At 41.8% G+C, this 16,626-nt stretch carries 18 protein-coding genes and 1 tRNA gene; 14 read left to right on the top strand and 5 right to left on the bottom strand.

Going from position 1 to position 16,626, the window contains the following annotated elements:
• The first annotated feature begins 11 nt into the window (after positions 1–11).
• The 4 genes from crcB (at position 12) to DXA54_RS04885 (ending at position 3,420) form a co-directional block, all read left to right on the top strand.
• On the top strand, positions 12–389 hold the full coding sequence (gene crcB / locus DXA54_RS04900) for a fluoride efflux transporter CrcB (protein WP_004309778.1): 378 nt from the start codon (positions 12–14) through the stop codon (positions 387–389).
• 30 nt (positions 390–419) lie between these two features.
• Positions 420–1,082: a pentapeptide repeat-containing protein gene (locus DXA54_RS04895; protein WP_007756121.1), complete on the top strand. Its 663-nt coding sequence runs from the start codon at positions 420–422 to the stop codon at positions 1,080–1,082.
• 179 nt (positions 1,083–1,261) lie between these two features.
• Positions 1,262–2,542, top strand: a complete 1,281-nt coding sequence (gene eno, locus DXA54_RS04890) for a phosphopyruvate hydratase (RefSeq protein ID WP_004302046.1) — start codon at positions 1,262–1,264, stop codon at positions 2,540–2,542.
• Positions 2,543–2,946: 404 nt separating this feature from the next.
• The gene (locus DXA54_RS04885; RefSeq protein ID WP_008997492.1) at positions 2,947–3,420 is read left to right on the top strand and encodes a hypothetical protein; all 474 of its coding nucleotides are present in this window, start codon (positions 2,947–2,949) and stop codon (positions 3,418–3,420) included.
• Positions 3,421–3,589: 169 nt separating this feature from the next.
• Here the strand turns inward: DXA54_RS04885 and DXA54_RS04880 are convergent.
• Positions 3,590–3,663, bottom strand: a tRNA-Thr gene (locus tag DXA54_RS04880).
• Positions 3,664–3,971: 308 nt separating this feature from the next.
• On the opposite strand from DXA54_RS04880, the gene DXA54_RS04870 reads away from it, so the two are divergent.
• Genes DXA54_RS04870 through DXA54_RS04845 form a run of 6 tightly spaced genes read left to right on the top strand, consistent with a single transcriptional unit; the run spans position 3,972 to position 8,483 of the window.
• A complete protein-coding gene (locus DXA54_RS04870) occupies positions 3,972–4,529 on the top strand; it encodes a DUF4199 domain-containing protein (protein WP_004316473.1) in 558 nt (185 codons plus the stop codon).
• A gap of 32 nt (positions 4,530–4,561) precedes the next feature.
• Positions 4,562–5,512 (top strand): glycosyltransferase family 2 protein, encoded by a 951-nt coding sequence (locus DXA54_RS04865; RefSeq protein WP_004302041.1) that lies wholly within the window; start codon positions 4,562–4,564, stop codon positions 5,510–5,512.
• A gap of 21 nt (positions 5,513–5,533) precedes the next feature.
• Positions 5,534–6,118, top strand: coding sequence for a DUF6452 family protein (locus DXA54_RS04860; protein ID WP_004309772.1), 585 nt, complete (start codon positions 5,534–5,536; stop codon positions 6,116–6,118).
• Complete coding sequence (locus DXA54_RS04855) at positions 6,102–6,851, top strand: DUF6048 family protein (protein WP_165863221.1); 750 nt, start codon at positions 6,102–6,104, stop codon at positions 6,849–6,851. Before DXA54_RS04860 ends, DXA54_RS04855 begins: the two co-directional genes overlap by 17 nt.
• A 6-nt stretch (positions 6,852–6,857) precedes the next feature.
• Positions 6,858–7,439: a manganese efflux pump MntP family protein gene (locus DXA54_RS04850; protein ID WP_004325313.1), complete on the top strand. Its 582-nt coding sequence runs from the start codon at positions 6,858–6,860 to the stop codon at positions 7,437–7,439.
• Positions 7,440–7,469: 30 nt separating this feature from the next.
• Positions 7,470–8,483: an FAD:protein FMN transferase gene (locus tag DXA54_RS04845; protein ID WP_004309770.1), complete on the top strand. Its 1,014-nt coding sequence runs from the start codon at positions 7,470–7,472 to the stop codon at positions 8,481–8,483.
• Between the two features lie 64 nt (positions 8,484–8,547).
• Here DXA54_RS04845 and DXA54_RS04840 read toward each other — a convergent pair whose 3' ends face one another.
• Together DXA54_RS04840 and DXA54_RS04835 are read right to left on the bottom strand one after the other, a co-directional pair.
• Positions 8,548–8,919: a DMT family protein gene (locus tag DXA54_RS04840; protein ID WP_004304892.1), complete on the bottom strand. Its 372-nt coding sequence runs from the start codon at positions 8,917–8,919 to the stop codon at positions 8,548–8,550.
• Positions 8,920–8,934: 15 nt separating this feature from the next.
• Complete coding sequence (locus DXA54_RS04835; protein ID WP_120079041.1) at positions 8,935–9,681, bottom strand: ATP-binding protein; 747 nt, start codon at positions 9,679–9,681, stop codon at positions 8,935–8,937.
• Between the two features lie 183 nt (positions 9,682–9,864).
• Here DXA54_RS04835 and DXA54_RS04830 point away from each other — a divergent pair, with 183 nt between their 5' ends.
• The 4 genes from DXA54_RS04830 to DXA54_RS04815 all read left to right on the top strand — a co-directional run bounded on the left by DXA54_RS04830 (position 9,865) and on the right by DXA54_RS04815 (position 13,832).
• Positions 9,865–11,286: a tetratricopeptide repeat protein gene (locus tag DXA54_RS04830; protein WP_004325310.1), complete on the top strand. Its 1,422-nt coding sequence runs from the start codon at positions 9,865–9,867 to the stop codon at positions 11,284–11,286.
• A 16-nt stretch (positions 11,287–11,302) separates the two neighbouring features.
• The gene (locus tag DXA54_RS04825) at positions 11,303–11,773 is read left to right on the top strand and encodes an NfeD family protein (RefSeq protein WP_004304887.1); all 471 of its coding nucleotides are present in this window, start codon (positions 11,303–11,305) and stop codon (positions 11,771–11,773) included.
• Between the two features lie 22 nt (positions 11,774–11,795).
• A complete protein-coding gene (floA, locus tag DXA54_RS04820) occupies positions 11,796–12,797 on the top strand; it encodes a flotillin-like protein FloA (protein WP_004304885.1) in 1,002 nt (333 codons plus the stop codon).
• A gap of 156 nt (positions 12,798–12,953) precedes the next feature.
• Positions 12,954–13,832 carry a nucleoside phosphorylase gene (locus tag DXA54_RS04815; protein ID WP_004302019.1) on the top strand — a complete coding sequence of 293 codons (879 nt, stop codon included), beginning with the start codon at positions 12,954–12,956 and terminating at the stop codon, positions 13,830–13,832.
• A 117-nt stretch (positions 13,833–13,949) separates the two neighbouring features.
• Here the strand turns inward: DXA54_RS04815 and DXA54_RS04810 are convergent, their stop codons facing one another.
• Complete coding sequence (locus DXA54_RS04810) at positions 13,950–14,609, bottom strand: NAD(P)-dependent oxidoreductase (RefSeq protein WP_004302018.1); 660 nt, start codon at positions 14,607–14,609, stop codon at positions 13,950–13,952.
• A gap of 82 nt (positions 14,610–14,691) precedes the next feature.
• Positions 14,692–16,599 (bottom strand): PAS domain-containing hybrid sensor histidine kinase/response regulator, encoded by a 1,908-nt coding sequence (locus tag DXA54_RS04805; RefSeq protein WP_120079051.1) that lies wholly within the window; start codon positions 16,597–16,599, stop codon positions 14,692–14,694.
• Positions 16,600–16,626: the final 27 nt, after the last annotated feature.

Raw genomic sequence — 16,626 nt, 5'->3', positions numbered from 1 at the left:
CTTTCAATCAAATGAGTAAAGAAGTTATCTATATCTTTATCGGTGGAGGAACCGGTAGTGCACTGCGTTATTTCATCCAGTTGTTAATGCACGAACGAATCGTCCCTTATCATTTTCCATGGGCCACTTTCACGGTCAATCTTCTCGGCAGTTTTCTCATCGGCCTGTTCTATGCCCTTTCAGAGCGATTCCACCTTCCGTTCGAGGTCCGTTTGTTTCTGACAACGGGTTTATGTGGAGGTTTCACAACGTTCTCTACTTTCTCCAGTGACGGCGTAGGTCTGCTGAAAGGAGAATTTTACGGAGCATTTGTTCTATATACATTATTAAGTATAGGAATAGGATTAGCCGCAACGTTAGCCGGCGGATATGTGGGAAAACAGATTTAATAATTCGAATATAAATCCTACCTTTACGGCATGATTAAAAGAAACCCAACCAAACCCGTCCGCGTTGTTCCTCCCATGATGGAAGAACAGGAAGTCAGTACTATTACCCTACAGGAATGGCTCGACAGAGAAGAAACCGTCTCTCATCTTTTATTCTGCAAAGGAAAAGAAGAAGGCATCGACAAATCTTATAAAAGTTTCAAAAACTGCACCTTTCAGCATCAGACATTCAGCGAATGTAAATTCCGTTCCTCCCAACTGACCGATGTCAGGTTCGAGAACTGCGACTTATCCAACATTTCTTTCGCTGAAAGTTCGCTCTACCGGGTAGAATTCATTTCCTGCAAGCTATTGGGTACCAATTTATCGGAAACAACAATGAATCACGTCTTGCTGCATGACTGCAACGCAGGTTATATCAATCTGGCTATGAGTAAAATGAACCAGGTACGTTTTGCACACAGCCAGCTCCGCAACGGAAGTCTGAACGACTGCCGTTTTTCATCCGTCGCATTTGAGAGTTGCGATCTCGTAGAAGCCGATTTTTCACACGCTCCGCTTCGCGGAATAGATTTGCGCACTTCCCGTATCAGCGGAATCACGCTTAACATCAGCGATCTGAAAGGGGCTGTCATCACTTCCCTGCAAGCAATGGATTTGCTTCCACTGTTAGGGGTTATTATCGAAGATTAAAATCCTGCAAATTCACCCCGCCGCACTCAAACAAAAAGCATCGTCCCGTTGTTATAGTATAAGGTCGGACTAACGACATATAGGGAATAGGCACAAAAAGAATACCTATTTATAGTGATTTCTCACTCCCCGTCAAGTCCGTACTTTTGCAGAAATCTTATTCAAAAACAATAGAAACGATGAAAATTGAAAAAATTGTAGCTCGAGAAATTCTCGATTCAAGAGGTAACCCCACAGTAGAAGTTGACGTAGTATTGGAATCCGGCATTATGGGACGTGCATCTGTGCCGTCAGGCGCTTCCACAGGTGAACACGAAGCATTGGAACTTCGCGATGGTGACAAACAGCGCTATGGTGGAAAAGGAGTACAAAAAGCGGTTGATAATGTAAATAAAATCATCGCTCCGAAACTGATTGGTATGTCTTCACTCAATCAGAGAGGTATCGACTACACAATGCTGGCATTGGACGGCACTAAGACTAAATCGAATTTAGGTGCTAACGCTATTCTCGGTGTATCTCTTGCCGTAGCTAAAGCTGCTGCCAACTATCTGGATCTTCCTCTATACCGCTATATCGGTGGAACAAATACGTATGTAATGCCTGTACCGATGATGAACATCATCAACGGTGGTTCACATAGCGATGCTCCGATCGCATTCCAGGAATTTATGATCCGTCCCGTAGGTGCTCCTTCTTTCAGAGAAGGTCTGCGCATGGGTGCTGAAGTATTCCACGCTTTAAAGAAAGTCTTGAAAGACCGTGGCCTTAGCACTGCTGTAGGTGATGAAGGTGGTTTCGCACCTAACCTCGAAGGTACGGAAGATGCTTTGAATTCTATTCTGGCCGCTATCAAAGCAGCAGGATACGAACCGGGCAAAGACGTTATGATCGGTATGGACTGTGCTTCTTCCGAATTCTACCACGATGGTATTTACGATTATACCAAGTTTGAAGGTGAAAAAGGTAAGAAACGTACTTCCGCAGAACAAGTTGACTACCTGGAAGAACTAATCAACAAATTCCCTATCGACTCTATCGAAGACGGTATGAACGAAAACGACTGGGAAGGCTGGAAAAAACTGACCGAACGCATCGGCAACCGTTGCCAGTTGGTAGGTGACGACCTGTTCGTAACCAACGTAGATTTCCTTGCAATGGGTATCGAAAAAGGCTGTGCCAACTCTATCCTGATTAAAGTAAACCAAATCGGTTCGCTGACAGAAACACTGAACGCTATCGAAATGGCTCACCGTCATGGATATACTACTGTTACTTCTCACCGTTCAGGTGAAACAGAAGATGCTACTATCGCCGATATCGCAGTAGCTACTAACAGCGGACAGATCAAGACAGGTTCTTTAAGCCGCTCCGACCGTATGGCTAAATACAATCAGTTACTCCGCATTGAAGAGGAATTGGGCGATTTGGCTGTATATGGTTACAAAAGAATTAAATAATTCAATATTCTCTTACTTGAATAATTCATCCCCGGACAATTACATTATCCGGGGATTTTTACATATTAACCATTCACTAAATCTTTTTGCATTGTAAGAAAACTAGCTTCACTAAGCACCAATAAATATCTCCAATATTTTGCGAATTGGATTAATAAGGCTACATTTGCAACGTCTAACATATTAACAGACGGTGGGGAAACCTGCCTACTATCGCTGCGAGCATTTTTATGTTCGTATGTGAACTCTTATATGGGCGGTTTCGTACCCCCATAGAGAGTGTTAATGCACCTCTAAACCTGCCGTCGGTATGTTAGACAATGGGACAGGCGAAACCGCTTTTTTATTAGCACTTCTTCCTCTCCCCATCAATCTAATTATTCATCTTTTAAATTCTAATGATTATGGAAAACAGCCAATTAAAAGACTTACAGGAAGAGGTTTCAGATGCTACGAAACAGTATATCCTGACTACATTCAATTCTGAAAATGGAATGAAAACGTATTATTTACAGATGTCAAACATAATACGCTCTGCGCACATTAACCCTCCCATTGACACCGAATACAACAGTTTAAAAAAGCTAAGCAAAAAGCTCAAGCAATATTGCACTTTCATTCAAACACTTGGCGAACATGAATGGGATAAGGGAATAGCCGATATTCAGAAAGCATTAGGCATTTATCTAATGCAAAATGACATCGAAAGTAAAGAACGCAAACAAACGAACCAAGAAATTGCCTCTCAACTGCAATTCATCGTTTTTCTCTCCGGGAATATAAATATCATCAAGCAACTTCATGGAATATTGCAACGCCATTTATCCAATGTGATGCTTTTACTCAGATCCTATCCTGAGCATAATATACAAGAATGAATAACAATGATGAATCAAAAAGAAACTGTAAATCTTTGCTTTTCTTAAAAATGGAATATTACAACAATTAGGGAACTGTGCATTTCGATAATATGCGAATATATATAAAAAAGCATCCAGACTAATACCTGAATGCTTTTTTCTTGGATTTGTTATATATCCTTTTTTGAGCCTCTTGTCGGATTCGAACCAACGACCCCGAGATTACAAATCACGTGCTCTGGCCAACTGAGCTAAAGAGGCGGGTGGGTAAGCTATCTATATCGCGCCGCTACAACCAACTACCTTTGCTGCGATCAAGCCCTGGAGGATTCGAAGGGAGCTGGCCGTATAGGACTTACCCGTTTTGCGGTTGCAAAGGTAGACATTTTTATGTATTCTGCAATAGCTGCAGACAACTTTTTTACTAACAAAAGACTAACAGACTACATTTCAGGCAATTAAAATTGCAAAAAAATATTCAGACAGCAACTTCCTCTGCTTTATTAACTTTAACAACCAGATTTCCCCTACCAACCGATATTATTTGTACCTTTGTGCGCAATTTATAAATGAAGATGACAGAGAACAGAAGCTATTTACAAAAATATGCCATGCATTTTGGCACGTATATGGGAATCTACTGGATATTGAAGTTCATATTATTTCCGCTGGGATTCCACATACCTTTCCTTTCGCTTTTATTTGTAATCCTGACATTGTCCGTACCTTTCATCGGATATCACTATGCGAAAATGTACCGGGATAAGATTTGCGGAGGAAGTATCCAATTTTCACATGCCATGCTCTTTACCATATTTATGTATATGTTTGCTTCTCTGCTGGTAGCTGTGGCTCACTACGCCTATTTCCAATTCATCGATCATGGATTTATCATCAACTCTTACATCCAGTTGTGGGACGAACTGATGACCAACACCCCGGCTCTGATAGAAAACAAAGAAGTTATAAAAGAAACGATAGATACCGCCCGTTCACTTACTTCCATCAATATCACCATGCAACTATTGTCATGGGATGTATTTTGGGGAAGCATCCTGGCCATTCCTACCGCATTGATGGTAATGAAAAAGGCCAAATCGGAAAATGACGGAGTGTCTCAATCGTAATTTGTAATTCGTAAGTAATTAGTAATAAAAAAATGGATATATCAGTTGTAATCCCATTATTCAATGAAGAAGAGTCACTACCCGAACTCTATGCTTGGATAGAACGGGTAATGCAAGCCAACGGATTCTCATTCGAAGTGATTTTCGTTAACGATGGAAGTACCGACCATTCATGGGAAGTGATCGAAAAGCTTAAAGCTCAATCGGAACATGTAAAAGGTATCAAATTCCGCCGTAACTACGGTAAATCACCTGCACTCTACTGTGGATTCGCTGAAGCGGAAGGAAACGTAGTCATAACGATGGATGCGGACCTACAAGATAGCCCGGACGAAATCCCCGAACTTTACCGGATGATTACAAAGGATGGCTACGACCTGGTATCCGGCTGGAAGCAAAAGAGATATGATCCAATTTCAAAGACACTGCCCACCAAGTTGTTTAATGCTACTGCCCGCAAAGTATCAGGCATCAAAAACCTGCACGACTTCAACTGCGGATTGAAAGCCTATCGCAAAGAGGTCGTAAAACATATCGAAGTGTACGGTGAGATGCATCGTTATATACCTTATTTGGCAAAGAACGCCGGATTCAAGAAAATCGGTGAAAAGGTGGTACACCACCAGGCGCGTAAATACGGCACAACAAAATTCGGACTGAACCGTTTCGTAAACGGGTATCTGGATTTACTCTCTCTTTGGTTCCTCTCCAGATTCGGCATCAAGCCGATGCATTTCTTCGGACTGTTGGGATCATTGATGTTTCTGATAGGAATGATTTCTGTCATCATCGTAGGTGCCAGTAAACTATATGCCATGTACAACGGTCTCCCCTACCGACTGGTGACCGACTCTCCCTATTTCTATTTGTCACTTACGGCAATGATTATAGGTACGCAATTATTCTTAGCCGGATTCCTTGGCGAACTCATCTCGCGCAATGCACCGGAACGGAATAACTATCAGATAGAAAAGAAAATTTGATTCACATTCAATAAACTGACTATGAAGAATTTAATTCGTATCTTTCTCATATTGACTATCATTGGCGGTGCAGTCAGCTTACACAGTGCCTGCTCGGATGAGAACGATTGCTCATTGGCAGGACGTCCGATGATGTACTGCACAATATATACCATTAATCCGGATAACCCTACTATTGCATTAAAAGACACGCTTGATTCATTAACAATCACAGCATTAGGCACCGACTCTATCATTCTGAACAATGAAAAGAATGTGCATACCCTGATGTTGCCACTACGATACACAAGTGACACTACTGTGTTCATATTCAGATACGATCCCAAACGTAGAGAAAAAGATTTTGACACATTATACATTGTACAACAAAATACTCCTTATTTCCAGTCCATGGAATGTGGTTATATGATGAAACAAAATATAATCAGCGCTAAATTTGGAAAACCGGGAAGACCGGGTAACCCTCCTCCCTATGGCAACGGGCAGCCGGACCAGATAGATTCTCTTCATATAAAAAATAAAGAAGCCAATACAAATGAAATCGAGAACTTGCAGATATTCTATAATTATCGGCCAGAACGCACACCTGATGAAACGACTAATTAGTCTGCTTCTGCTCTTTTGCATTGGGCTTCCGTTGCTGGCACAACAGCAACGTCCGGCGCAAACGCCCAAAAGAGATCAGAAGAAAAAAGAGGTTGTCGAGATAGATACCATTCCGCTCTACAATGGTACGTATGTCGGTGTGGATTTATATGGCATTGGAAGCAAGCTGCTGGGAGGCGACTTTATGAGTTCTGAAGTCAGCGTAGCCGTTAACCTCAAGAATAAATTCATCCCTACTATTGAGTTTGGTATGGGAGGAACAGATACCTGGAGCGAAACAGGCATACACTATAAGAGCAAAATGGCCCCATTCTTCCGAATCGGTGTGGACTACAACACCATGGCAAAGAAAAAAGAGAAGAATAGCTACTTGTATGCAGGACTTCGCTATGCATTCAGTTCATTTAAATATGATGTTTCCACAATGCCGGCAGATGATCCTATCTGGGGAGATGTAATAGGTAACCCCAGTTTGGAAGACGGTTATTGGGGAGGAAGTGTGCCATTCAGCCATCTGGGTATGAAAGGATCGGTGCAATGGCTGGAAATCGTTTTAGGCGTCAAAGTACGTATTTACAAAAACTTCAACATGGGGTGGTCGGTACGTATGAAATACAAAACCAAAGCATCTACCGGAGAATATGGAGACCCATGGTACGTGCCCGGTTACGGAAAGTTTAAATCAAATAACATGGGAATCACTTATTCCCTTATTTATAAATTGCCTCTTTAGAATACAATGACAGGACTAGAGATTTGGCTGCTTGCAATAGGTCTGGCGATGGATTGTTTCGCTGTCTCAATTGCAAGCGGTATTATTTTGAAACGTACCCGATGGAAACCCATGCTAGTCATGGCTTTTGCTTTCGGCTTTTTTCAGGCAATCATGCCATTTATCGGATGGATGTGTGCAAAGACATTCAGTCATCTTATAGAAAGTGTAGACCATTGGATTGCTTTCGCAATCCTTGCCTTCTTAGGCGGACGAATGATTTTAGAATCTTTCAAAGAAGAAGAATGTTGTAAACTGTTCAATCCGGCAAATCCGAAAGTGGTATTAACCATGGCAATAGCCACGAGTATTGATGCATTGGCAATCGGCATTTCCTTTGCCTTTCTGGGAGTTCAGGATTATACCGAAATCCTCCCTCCTATCAGCATTATCGGATTTGTTTCATTTGTCATGTCACTCATCGGTCTGATCTTTGGTATCCAATGTGGCTGCGGCATCGCCCGGAAACTGAAAGCTGAGTTATGGGGAGGTATCATTCTAGTCATTATCGGACTAAAGATATTAATTGAACATTTATTTCTTCAATAAAACGAGTTTTCTCATCAAATAGAAGAGCGTATGAAAACAAAAAAAAGTTTCCTTTGGCTGGCTTTCCTGATTTTGGCAACTATCTGGATATTAGTCAGACATAATCAACAAGTTGGCTATTACAGTGTCAAAGGTTTGGTGTTTGGGACAGTATATAAAATTACTTATCAGCATGACGGTGACTTAAAACCGGAAATAGAAGCTGAGCTAAAACGCTTCGACCAATCTCTATCTCCATTCAATGACAGTTCTGTTATCAGTCGCGTCAACCGCAATGAAGAGCTGGTGACTGATAGTTTTTTCCAGAAATGCTTCCATCGCTCGATGGAAATTTCCCGCGAGACAAAGGGTGCTTTCGACATTACAGTAGCCCCTCTTGCCAATGCTTGGGGATTCGGTTTCAAAAAAGGTGCTTTTCCTGATTCATTAATGATAGACAGTCTGTTACAAATCACCGGATATGAAAAAGTGAAAATGGACAACGGCAAAGTTATCAAACAGGATCCTCGTACTATGTTAAGTTGTAGTGCCGTGGCCAAAGGGTATTCGGTAGACGTAATTGCACAACTGCTCGACCGTAAGGGAATAAAAAACTATATGGTAGATATAGGAGGCGAGGTGGTAGTGAAAGGGAAAAATCCTTCCAAAGGCTTATGGCGCATTGGAATCAATAAGCCCATCGACGATTCACTGGCCGTAAACCAAGACTTACAGACAATTCTTGAGATAACAGATTTAGGCTTGGCTACTTCCGGAAACTATCGTAATTATTATTATAAGGATGGGAAGAAATACGCCCATACGATTGACCCTAGAACTGGCTATCCGGTACAACACAATATCTTGTCCTCTACGGTAATCGCCAAAGACTGTATGACTGCCGATGCCCTTGCCACCGCCTTCATGGTAATGGGACTGGAAGAAGCGGAAGCTTTCTGCAAAGCGGATACAACGATTGACGCCTACTTTATTTATAGTGGAGAAAATGGAGAGTTCAAGACTTATTATACGGAGGGAATGAAAAAATACATAACTACTCCGTAATATATATTATACAAACAGAGGTTCTACTTGAGTAAAACAGAACCTCTATTCAATTGGCAAATATCTATTTCATAAACACGAAATACACTGCTGCAATCAGACAGACAAATGCAGCCAGATGATTCCAATGTAAAGCCTCACCTTTAAAGAAGATGGTAGTGAACACTGTAAAAATAACAAGTGTTATTACCTCTTGAATGACTTTTAGTTGCATCAATGAAAACGGGCCTCCATTGCCTATAAAGCCAATACGATTGGCCGGTATCTGACAGGAATATTCAAAAAAGGCGATCGCCCAGCTGAACGCAATCACACCAATCAGCGGAAGAGCTGCGAACCAACTGTACTCCTGTTTCATCTTTAAATGTCCGTACCAAGCAAATGTCATAAAGACATTAGATACAATCAGTAACAAAATGGTATAGAATCCTTTCATAACAATCTATTCAAATTAATCTATTTTATCTGGTAATAATTCCTCCTGTACATTAGTCATACTGCCCCAAAGGCTATAACGAGCTTCCGGGTTCATCGCTTCCAACTGCCGTAAAATTCCTTTCATATCACTCCGGCTGGACTGCGATTCATAAGGACAATTCTTCACTTGCTTCTGATAATGACGCAAAGCTGCCAATTCTACCAAATCAGCTTCATGGACCAGACACATCGGACGAATAATTGTCATATCAAACTTCTTCATCATCAACCGGGGCGGCATTGTACTGAAAGCTCCCTGATAAGTGATATTCATCAATAAAGTTTCCAAAATATCATCCATATGGTGACCGAGAGCGATTTTATTGCATCCGTGTTCCTTGGCAACTGTGAACAGGGCTTTCCGACGGTTCCATGAACAGAGGAAACAGGGAGATTTACGTGTGTCGGTAGCAGGATCAAAGGCAGTCTCATACTGCACAAAGGGAACTCCATACGCCTCACAGTGTGCTTTCAAATATTCAGTATCACTCTGATAAGGAATATTCTTCATCACTACATGGACGGCAACGACAGAAAAGCGAGGTTTATAGATACGTGCGCGTCTCCCCAACAGTTCCACAAGCGCCAACGAATCCTTTCCTCCCGACAGTCCGATAAGGATTTTGTCTCCTTCTTCTATCAATCCATATTGCACCACTCCTTTATTAAACCGCCGTTCAATGCGGCGAATGGTTTTCTCTTCTTCCGTAAATTGTGTCATATCTTTGAAAATCGGCTGCAAAAGTAAGCGAAAAGAATGATTTAAAGAAGAATTAACATAATAGAATCACTGAAAAAGGGTTTATTTCTAATAAATTTGTACTTTTGAACAATTGATAAATGGACCGGTGCCCGAAAGCAGCAATGTTTTCAATCTACCCGTCACTCATAAACGCTCAAAACGATGAAAGGAAAATATATTCTATTTTTAATTTGCAGCCTCTTCCTTTGCGAAGTCTCTGCACAAACGTTGGAACAGGCACGCACCTTATTTACCAAAGGTGAGTACGAACAAGCCAAACCAGTTTTTAAGAAGTATACTAAATCACAACCGTCGAACGGGAATTATAATTATTGGTATGGCGTATGTTGCCTGAAAACCGGAGAGGCAGAAGAGGCGGTGAAACCTCTTGAAATAGCGGTAAAGAAACGTATCACCGGTGGACAACTCTATTTGGGACAAGCATATAATGAGACGTACCGCTTTGAAGACGCTGTGAACTGCTTTGAAGAATACATCGCAGACTTAAGTAAACGCAAGAAACCGACGGAAGAAGCGGAGAAACTTCTGGAGAAAAGCAAATCTGACCTTCGTATGTTGAAGGGGGTTGAGGAAGTATGTATCATCGACAGTTTCGTTGTGGACAAAGCAACTTTCCTGAACGCTTACAAGATCAGCGAAGAATCGGGCAAACTGTTTACTTTCAATGAATTCTTCAAGACAGAAGGAGATCATCCGGGAACTGTTTATGAAACAGAAATCGGAAATAAAATTTATTATAGCGAAAAGGGCGAGAAAGGTAATCTTGATATCTTTTCAAAGAACAAGTTGTTAAATGAATGGAGTGACGGACGTCCGTTACCGGGTAGTATCAATGCTTCCGGGAATGCGAATTATCCGTTTGTTCTATCAGATGGAGTCACCGTTTATTACGCCAGCGATGGCGAGGGATTGGGTGGCTATGATATTTTTGTCACTCGCTACAACACGAATACCGACACTTATCTTGTTCCGGAAAATGTGGGTATGCCGTTCAACTCGCCGTACAACGATTATATGTACGTCATCGATGAATACAACAACCTCGGATGGTTTGCTTCCGACCGTTTCCAACCGGAAGGAAAGGTATGTATTTATGTATTCATCCCTAACACTTCCAAACAGACTTATAATTATGAAGCAATGGAGCAGCAAGAGATCATTCGTCTGGCACAGATTCATTCGCTGAAAGAAACCTGGAAGGATAAACAAGCGGTTACCGAAGCACTGCAACGATTGAAAGCTGCTATCAGTCATAAGCCCAAAGAACGCCGTGCCATGGACTTTGAGTTTGTCATTGACGACCATACGACTTACTATCTGATGAGCGACTTTAAATCCGCAAAAGCCAAGACACTTTTCCAACGCTATCAGCAGATGGAAAAAGACTATTATCAACAAGAAGAAAAGCTGAACGGCCTTCGTCAACAATATGCCGGTGCCAACCAACAGGGAAAAGCCAAAATGGCTCCTGCCATTCTCGACCTCGAAAAGCGGATACTGCAAATGTCCGAAGAACTCGATGCTCTCGAAGTGAATGTACGTAATGCAGAAAAAACAAAATAAATAATAACTCTGAACTATGGATATACTCATTATCGCCGTTCTCATTATTGCCGCAGTCATACTGTTTCTGGTAGAACTGTTCGTCATCCCGGGCATTAGTCTGGCCGGAATTTCTGCATTGGTTTGCATCCTGTATGCCAACTACTATGCATTCACCAATTTAGGTATGGCAGGAGGATTTGTCACTCTTGGCATATCAGCGGTTGCCTGCATCGGATCACTGATTTGGTTTATGCGATCGAAAATGCTGGACAAACTGGCGTTGAAAAAAGATATCGATTCAAAAGTAGACCGTAGCGCAGAAGATAGCGTCAAAGTGGGTGATATAGGAATCAGTACTACCCGCCTGGCACAAATCGGTTATGCCGAGATTAACGGAAAAATTGTAGAGGTAAAGTCAATAGACGGATTCCTCAATGAGAAGACTCCGATAATCGTAAGCCGGATCACCGACGGTACAATCATGGTTGAGAAACACAAAGAATAATATTCACTTAATAAAAACATCAATGGAATCATCTTTCTACTTGCCTATCTTTCTGATAGCCGGAGGTATTATCTTCTTGATAATATTTTTCCATTACGTGCCGTTCTTCCTTTGGTTGTCGGCTAAAGTTTCGGGAGTTAACATCTCGCTGATACAACTATTCTTAATGCGTATACGTAACGTTCCGCCGTATATCATCGTTCCGGGAATGATCGAAGCCCACAAAGCCGGTCTGAAAAATATCACCCGCGACGAACTGGAAGCCCATTATCTGGCTGGCGGACACGTAGAAAAGGTAGTTCACGCCTTAGTATCGGCATCGAAAGCCAACATCGAATTGCCTTTCCAGATGGCTACTGCTATCGACCTGGCAGGACGTGACGTATTCGAAGCTGTACAGATGTCTGTAAACCCGAAAGTGATTGATACTCCTCCTGTAACGGCTGTTGCGAAAGACGGTATCCAGTTGATAGCTAAGGCTCGTGTTACAGTACGTGCCAATATCCGCCAGCTGGTCGGTGGTGCAGGTGAAGATACGATCCTTGCCCGTGTAGGTGAAGGTATCGTTTCGTCTATCGGTTCTTCTGAAAACCATAAATCGGTATTGGAGAATCCGGATTCTATCTCTAAACTTGTACTTCGTAAAGGTCTGGACGCAGGAACTGCTTTCGAGATTCTGTCTATTGATATTGCGGACATCGACATAGGTAAGAACATCGGTGCGGCTCTGCAAATCGATCAGGCTAATGCAGATAAGAATATTGCACAGGCAAAAGCTGAAGAGCGCCGTGCTATGGCAGTAGCTTCCGAACAGGAAATGAAAGCAAAAGCACAGGAAGCTCGTGCCAAAGTGATCGAAGCAGAAGCTGAAGTTCCTAAAGCAATGGCTGAAGCTTTCCGCAGTGGAAACTTAGGCATCATGGATTATTATCGCATGAAGAATATCGAAGCTGATACTTCCATGCGTGAGAATATCGCCAAGCCGACAACAGGCAATGCTGGCAATCAGCCATTGAGCAAATAATCGTTCACAAACGCCGGAATCCGATTTCATTTCAGTCGCAAGACGTTCTCTCCTTTTCTATGGAAAAAGAAAGAGACTTCTTCTGAACTTAAATCCGGTTCCGGCGTTTCTATTTATAGATACAATCCTATTATAAAACTAAAACCTTTCAATGACATGAAAAAGTACTTTCCATCCTCTGAATTGATAATCAATGAAGACGGTTCAGTATTCCATCTTCACGTAAAACCCGAATGGTTGGCAGATAAAGTAATCCTGGTAGGTGACCCCGGACGTGTAGCACTCGTAGCTTCTCATTTCGAAAACAAAGAATGTGAAGTGGAAAGCCGCGAATTCAAAACCATCACGGGTACTTATAAAGGTAAACGGATTACGGTAGTCTCTACAGGAATCGGTTGCGATAACATCGACATCGTAATGAATGAATTAGATGCACTCGCCAATATCGACTTTGTCACCCGCGAAGAAAAGGATCAGTTCCGCCAACTGGAATTAGTGCGTATCGGCACATGTGGCGGTCTGCAACCCAATACGCCTGTCGGAACTTTTGTATGTTCGCAAAAGTCCATCGGTTTCGACGGATTACTGAATTTCTATGCCGGACGTAATGCCGTATGCGATTTGCCTTTCGAACGTGCTTTCCTCAATCACATGGGTTGGTCGGGAAATATGTGCGCTCCTGCTCCTTACGTCATTGATGCCAGTGAAGAATTGATCGACCGGATCGCCAAAGATGACATGGTACGTGGAGTGACAATCGCTGCCGGAGGTTTCTTCGGTCCTCAAGGACGTGAACTTCGTATCCCGTTAGCAGACCCGAAACAGAATGATAAGATTGAAGCGTTCGAATATAAAGGTTACAAAATTACCAACTTCGAAATGGAAAGTTCGGCTTTGGCAGGACTTAGCCGGTTGATGGGACACAAGGCAATGACCGTCTGCATGGTGATAGCCAACCGACTTATCAAAGAGGCCAACACCGGATATAAGAATACAATCGATACGCTGATTAAGACAGTACTTGACAGGATATAAATCTATATTCAGGAGAATTAAATTGTAATCGAAAGAATAAAATTGCAATTAAAAGAAGGTATAATGGCTTGAATCTTTCACTGATAATATGTGTGGATTCAAGCCATTGTTTTTTTATTAATAACCAATCGTAAATCTCTCCTGGTGGTGTTTCGGATATTCCAGTTCATCAATCATGGCGGCGGCATAATCTTCAACAGAGATATGGCTGTTTCCTACAATATCTACAATCATATCATCTTTTCCCAACCGATAACGTCCTGTACGTACTCCCGGACGCATATCCGCTGCCGGAGAGAAAAATACCCAGTCTATTTCCTTTTCTTTCTTTAAAAAGTTCAGATAGAACTCTCCTAGAGCTTTCACTCCCGGCAATATATTTTCGGGTACTTCACCGGAATCCATCAGACGCAAGCCCGGAGCGATAAACAAAGAACCGGCACCGCCCACCATCAAAAAACGATTAACACCCGCTTTCTTCACTCCATCAATAATGGTCAGATAAACTTTGATTGTTTCATCGTATATATCAGGATTATTCCATCCCGGATTGAATGCACTAATAACAGCATCTGCACCCTTACAAACGGCAGCCACTTCATCAAGCGCGGAGACATCGGCTTTCACCACTTTCAGATTTTCATTCTCTATCTTTATCTTTTCCGGATGACGAACCACTGCCGTAACCTCGAAACCACGATTCAATGCTTCATTCAGAAGGGCAGAGCCCACAAAGCCGCTTGCCCCGATAAGGACTATCTTTTTCACTTTCTCCATATTCTAATATATTATAATGTTACTACTATATAATAAATAACACTACAACATTCAGAATGTTAGTTCTCTTTTAGAAAATTAATTATCCGATATAAGATTCTATTGTCTCTTTCAACCTTTCCAAAGAATAGGGCTTTGAGATAACAGCGTTGCATCCTGCCTGAATAGCCTGTTGCTGTTCAGTATAGAAAGCATACGCGGTCACTGCAATAATAGGCACAGTCAGAGAAATAGTACGGATCTTTTCAGTGGCTTGAATACCGTCCATGATCGGCATACGAATATCCATCAGAATCAAATCCGGCTTTTCGCGGATAAAACTATTGATGGCTTCCTGTCCGTTGCGTACCCATGAAATAATATATTCCTTATTCAGAAGAATATTAAGTTGGACAAAGTTCGACTCAATGTCTTCTACCACTAATATCTTTTTACGTTTATCCTCATCGACGTTCTTCTTATGTGAGAGGCTTCTTTCAGCAACTTCTTTCGGTACTTCCTGATAAGGCAAATAGAGTGCAAACGTACTCCCCTGCCCCAATTCTGAAGTTACCTCGATACGGCCGCCCAGTCGTTCTACAATGCTTTTACAAATTGAAAGCCCTAATCCGGTGCCTTGCACAAAATCATTCAGTTTCTCAAACCGGGTGAAAATTTGAGGGAGTTTCTCTTTGGATATACCGCAACCCGTATCGCTGACATACAGTTTCAGCCAGGGTCCTTCATGTTTCAAGCCTAAAGTTATACTTCCCTTTTCCGTATTTTTAATCGCGTTCGACAAGAAATTGAACAATACCTGCATCACACGGTTACGATCAGTAGAAGTCCAGTATTCTCCTTCGGGACGAATCACTTTCAATTCTACATTCGACTTCATCTTCAGCTGGTGCACTTTTTCCACTTCTTCCACTAGTCCTGCAATCTCAACCTGCTGGAAATGCATTTCCGATTTGCCGGATTCAATACGGGAAAGGTCTAAAATATCATTGATTAACTGTAATAACAAGTTACTGTTTTTCTGAATAATTTCCAGATACTCCATTTTCTCTTCTTCACTTTCTGTCACTGCGATAATCTCCGAAAAACCAACAATAGCATTCAACGGAGTACGAATTTCATGGCTCATATTAGCTAAAAAGACCGACTTCATTTTATCAGCATCTTCCGCACGACGTTTAGCTTCGATCAATTCCTGCGAACGCTGAATCCGGTCTCCGATGTCATGTATCAAGGCAAGTACCCTGTTTCCTTCAAAGGGGGCGATACGTGCCTGAAAATAATGCAGACTTCCATCCACTTCAAGCGGATATTCTATTTCCTTCAACTCACCATCACGCAAACATTCCCTAATGTTACAAATAAACAAGTCGCTAACCTCCGGTGAATAAATAGATCGTCCATCTGCTCCGCGTAGCACTTCCACAGGGTGAAGCAATATCGTTCCCGGTGCCATCAGGACATCGGTAATAAAGAAATTATCATCAAAAATAAAAATGAATTCCGGCAATGCTTCAATTATTTTGCGATTATACTCTTCCAGATATTTGATATGTTGCTCCTTTTCGCATTGTGAAGTGACGTTCACCGTATATGCCAGCAGTTTACCCGGATGACTTTCGCAACTCTCTTTGTAAGACAGAAAATGATCTTCCAGCCAAATTACTTTCCCTTGTTCACTTATACAACGAACTCTAATTTGTGAGGTCTTAGAGTCTGATGAAAGCATTTCTGCAAAGGCTTGTTTATAGAATTCAATATCTTCCGGATGAATAAACCGATAGAAATCATCTATATCTTCAAAAATGATCCCGGCATCCTTTAATCCCAGTGTAAAAAAATAATCGTTTGAAAAGGAGCATTTGCCCGTAATGATATCATATTCCCACAAAGCTATTTGATGAGCTGCAAGGACAGAAAGTATTTCTTGTGAGTTCTCCCGTATGAGTTCACTCTTTTCATTGGAAGAATATAAATTAATCGCTGGTTCCATAAGCATTATTGTTTTATTTTGTTTGGT

This window comes from Bacteroides sp. OF03-11BH (assembly GCF_003604005.1).
Classification (GTDB): Bacteria; Bacteroidota; Bacteroidia; order Bacteroidales; family Bacteroidaceae; genus Bacteroides; species Bacteroides ovatus.
Note: the sequence above shows the minus strand (reverse complement) of the source record. Positions and strands in the feature narration are given on the sequence as shown.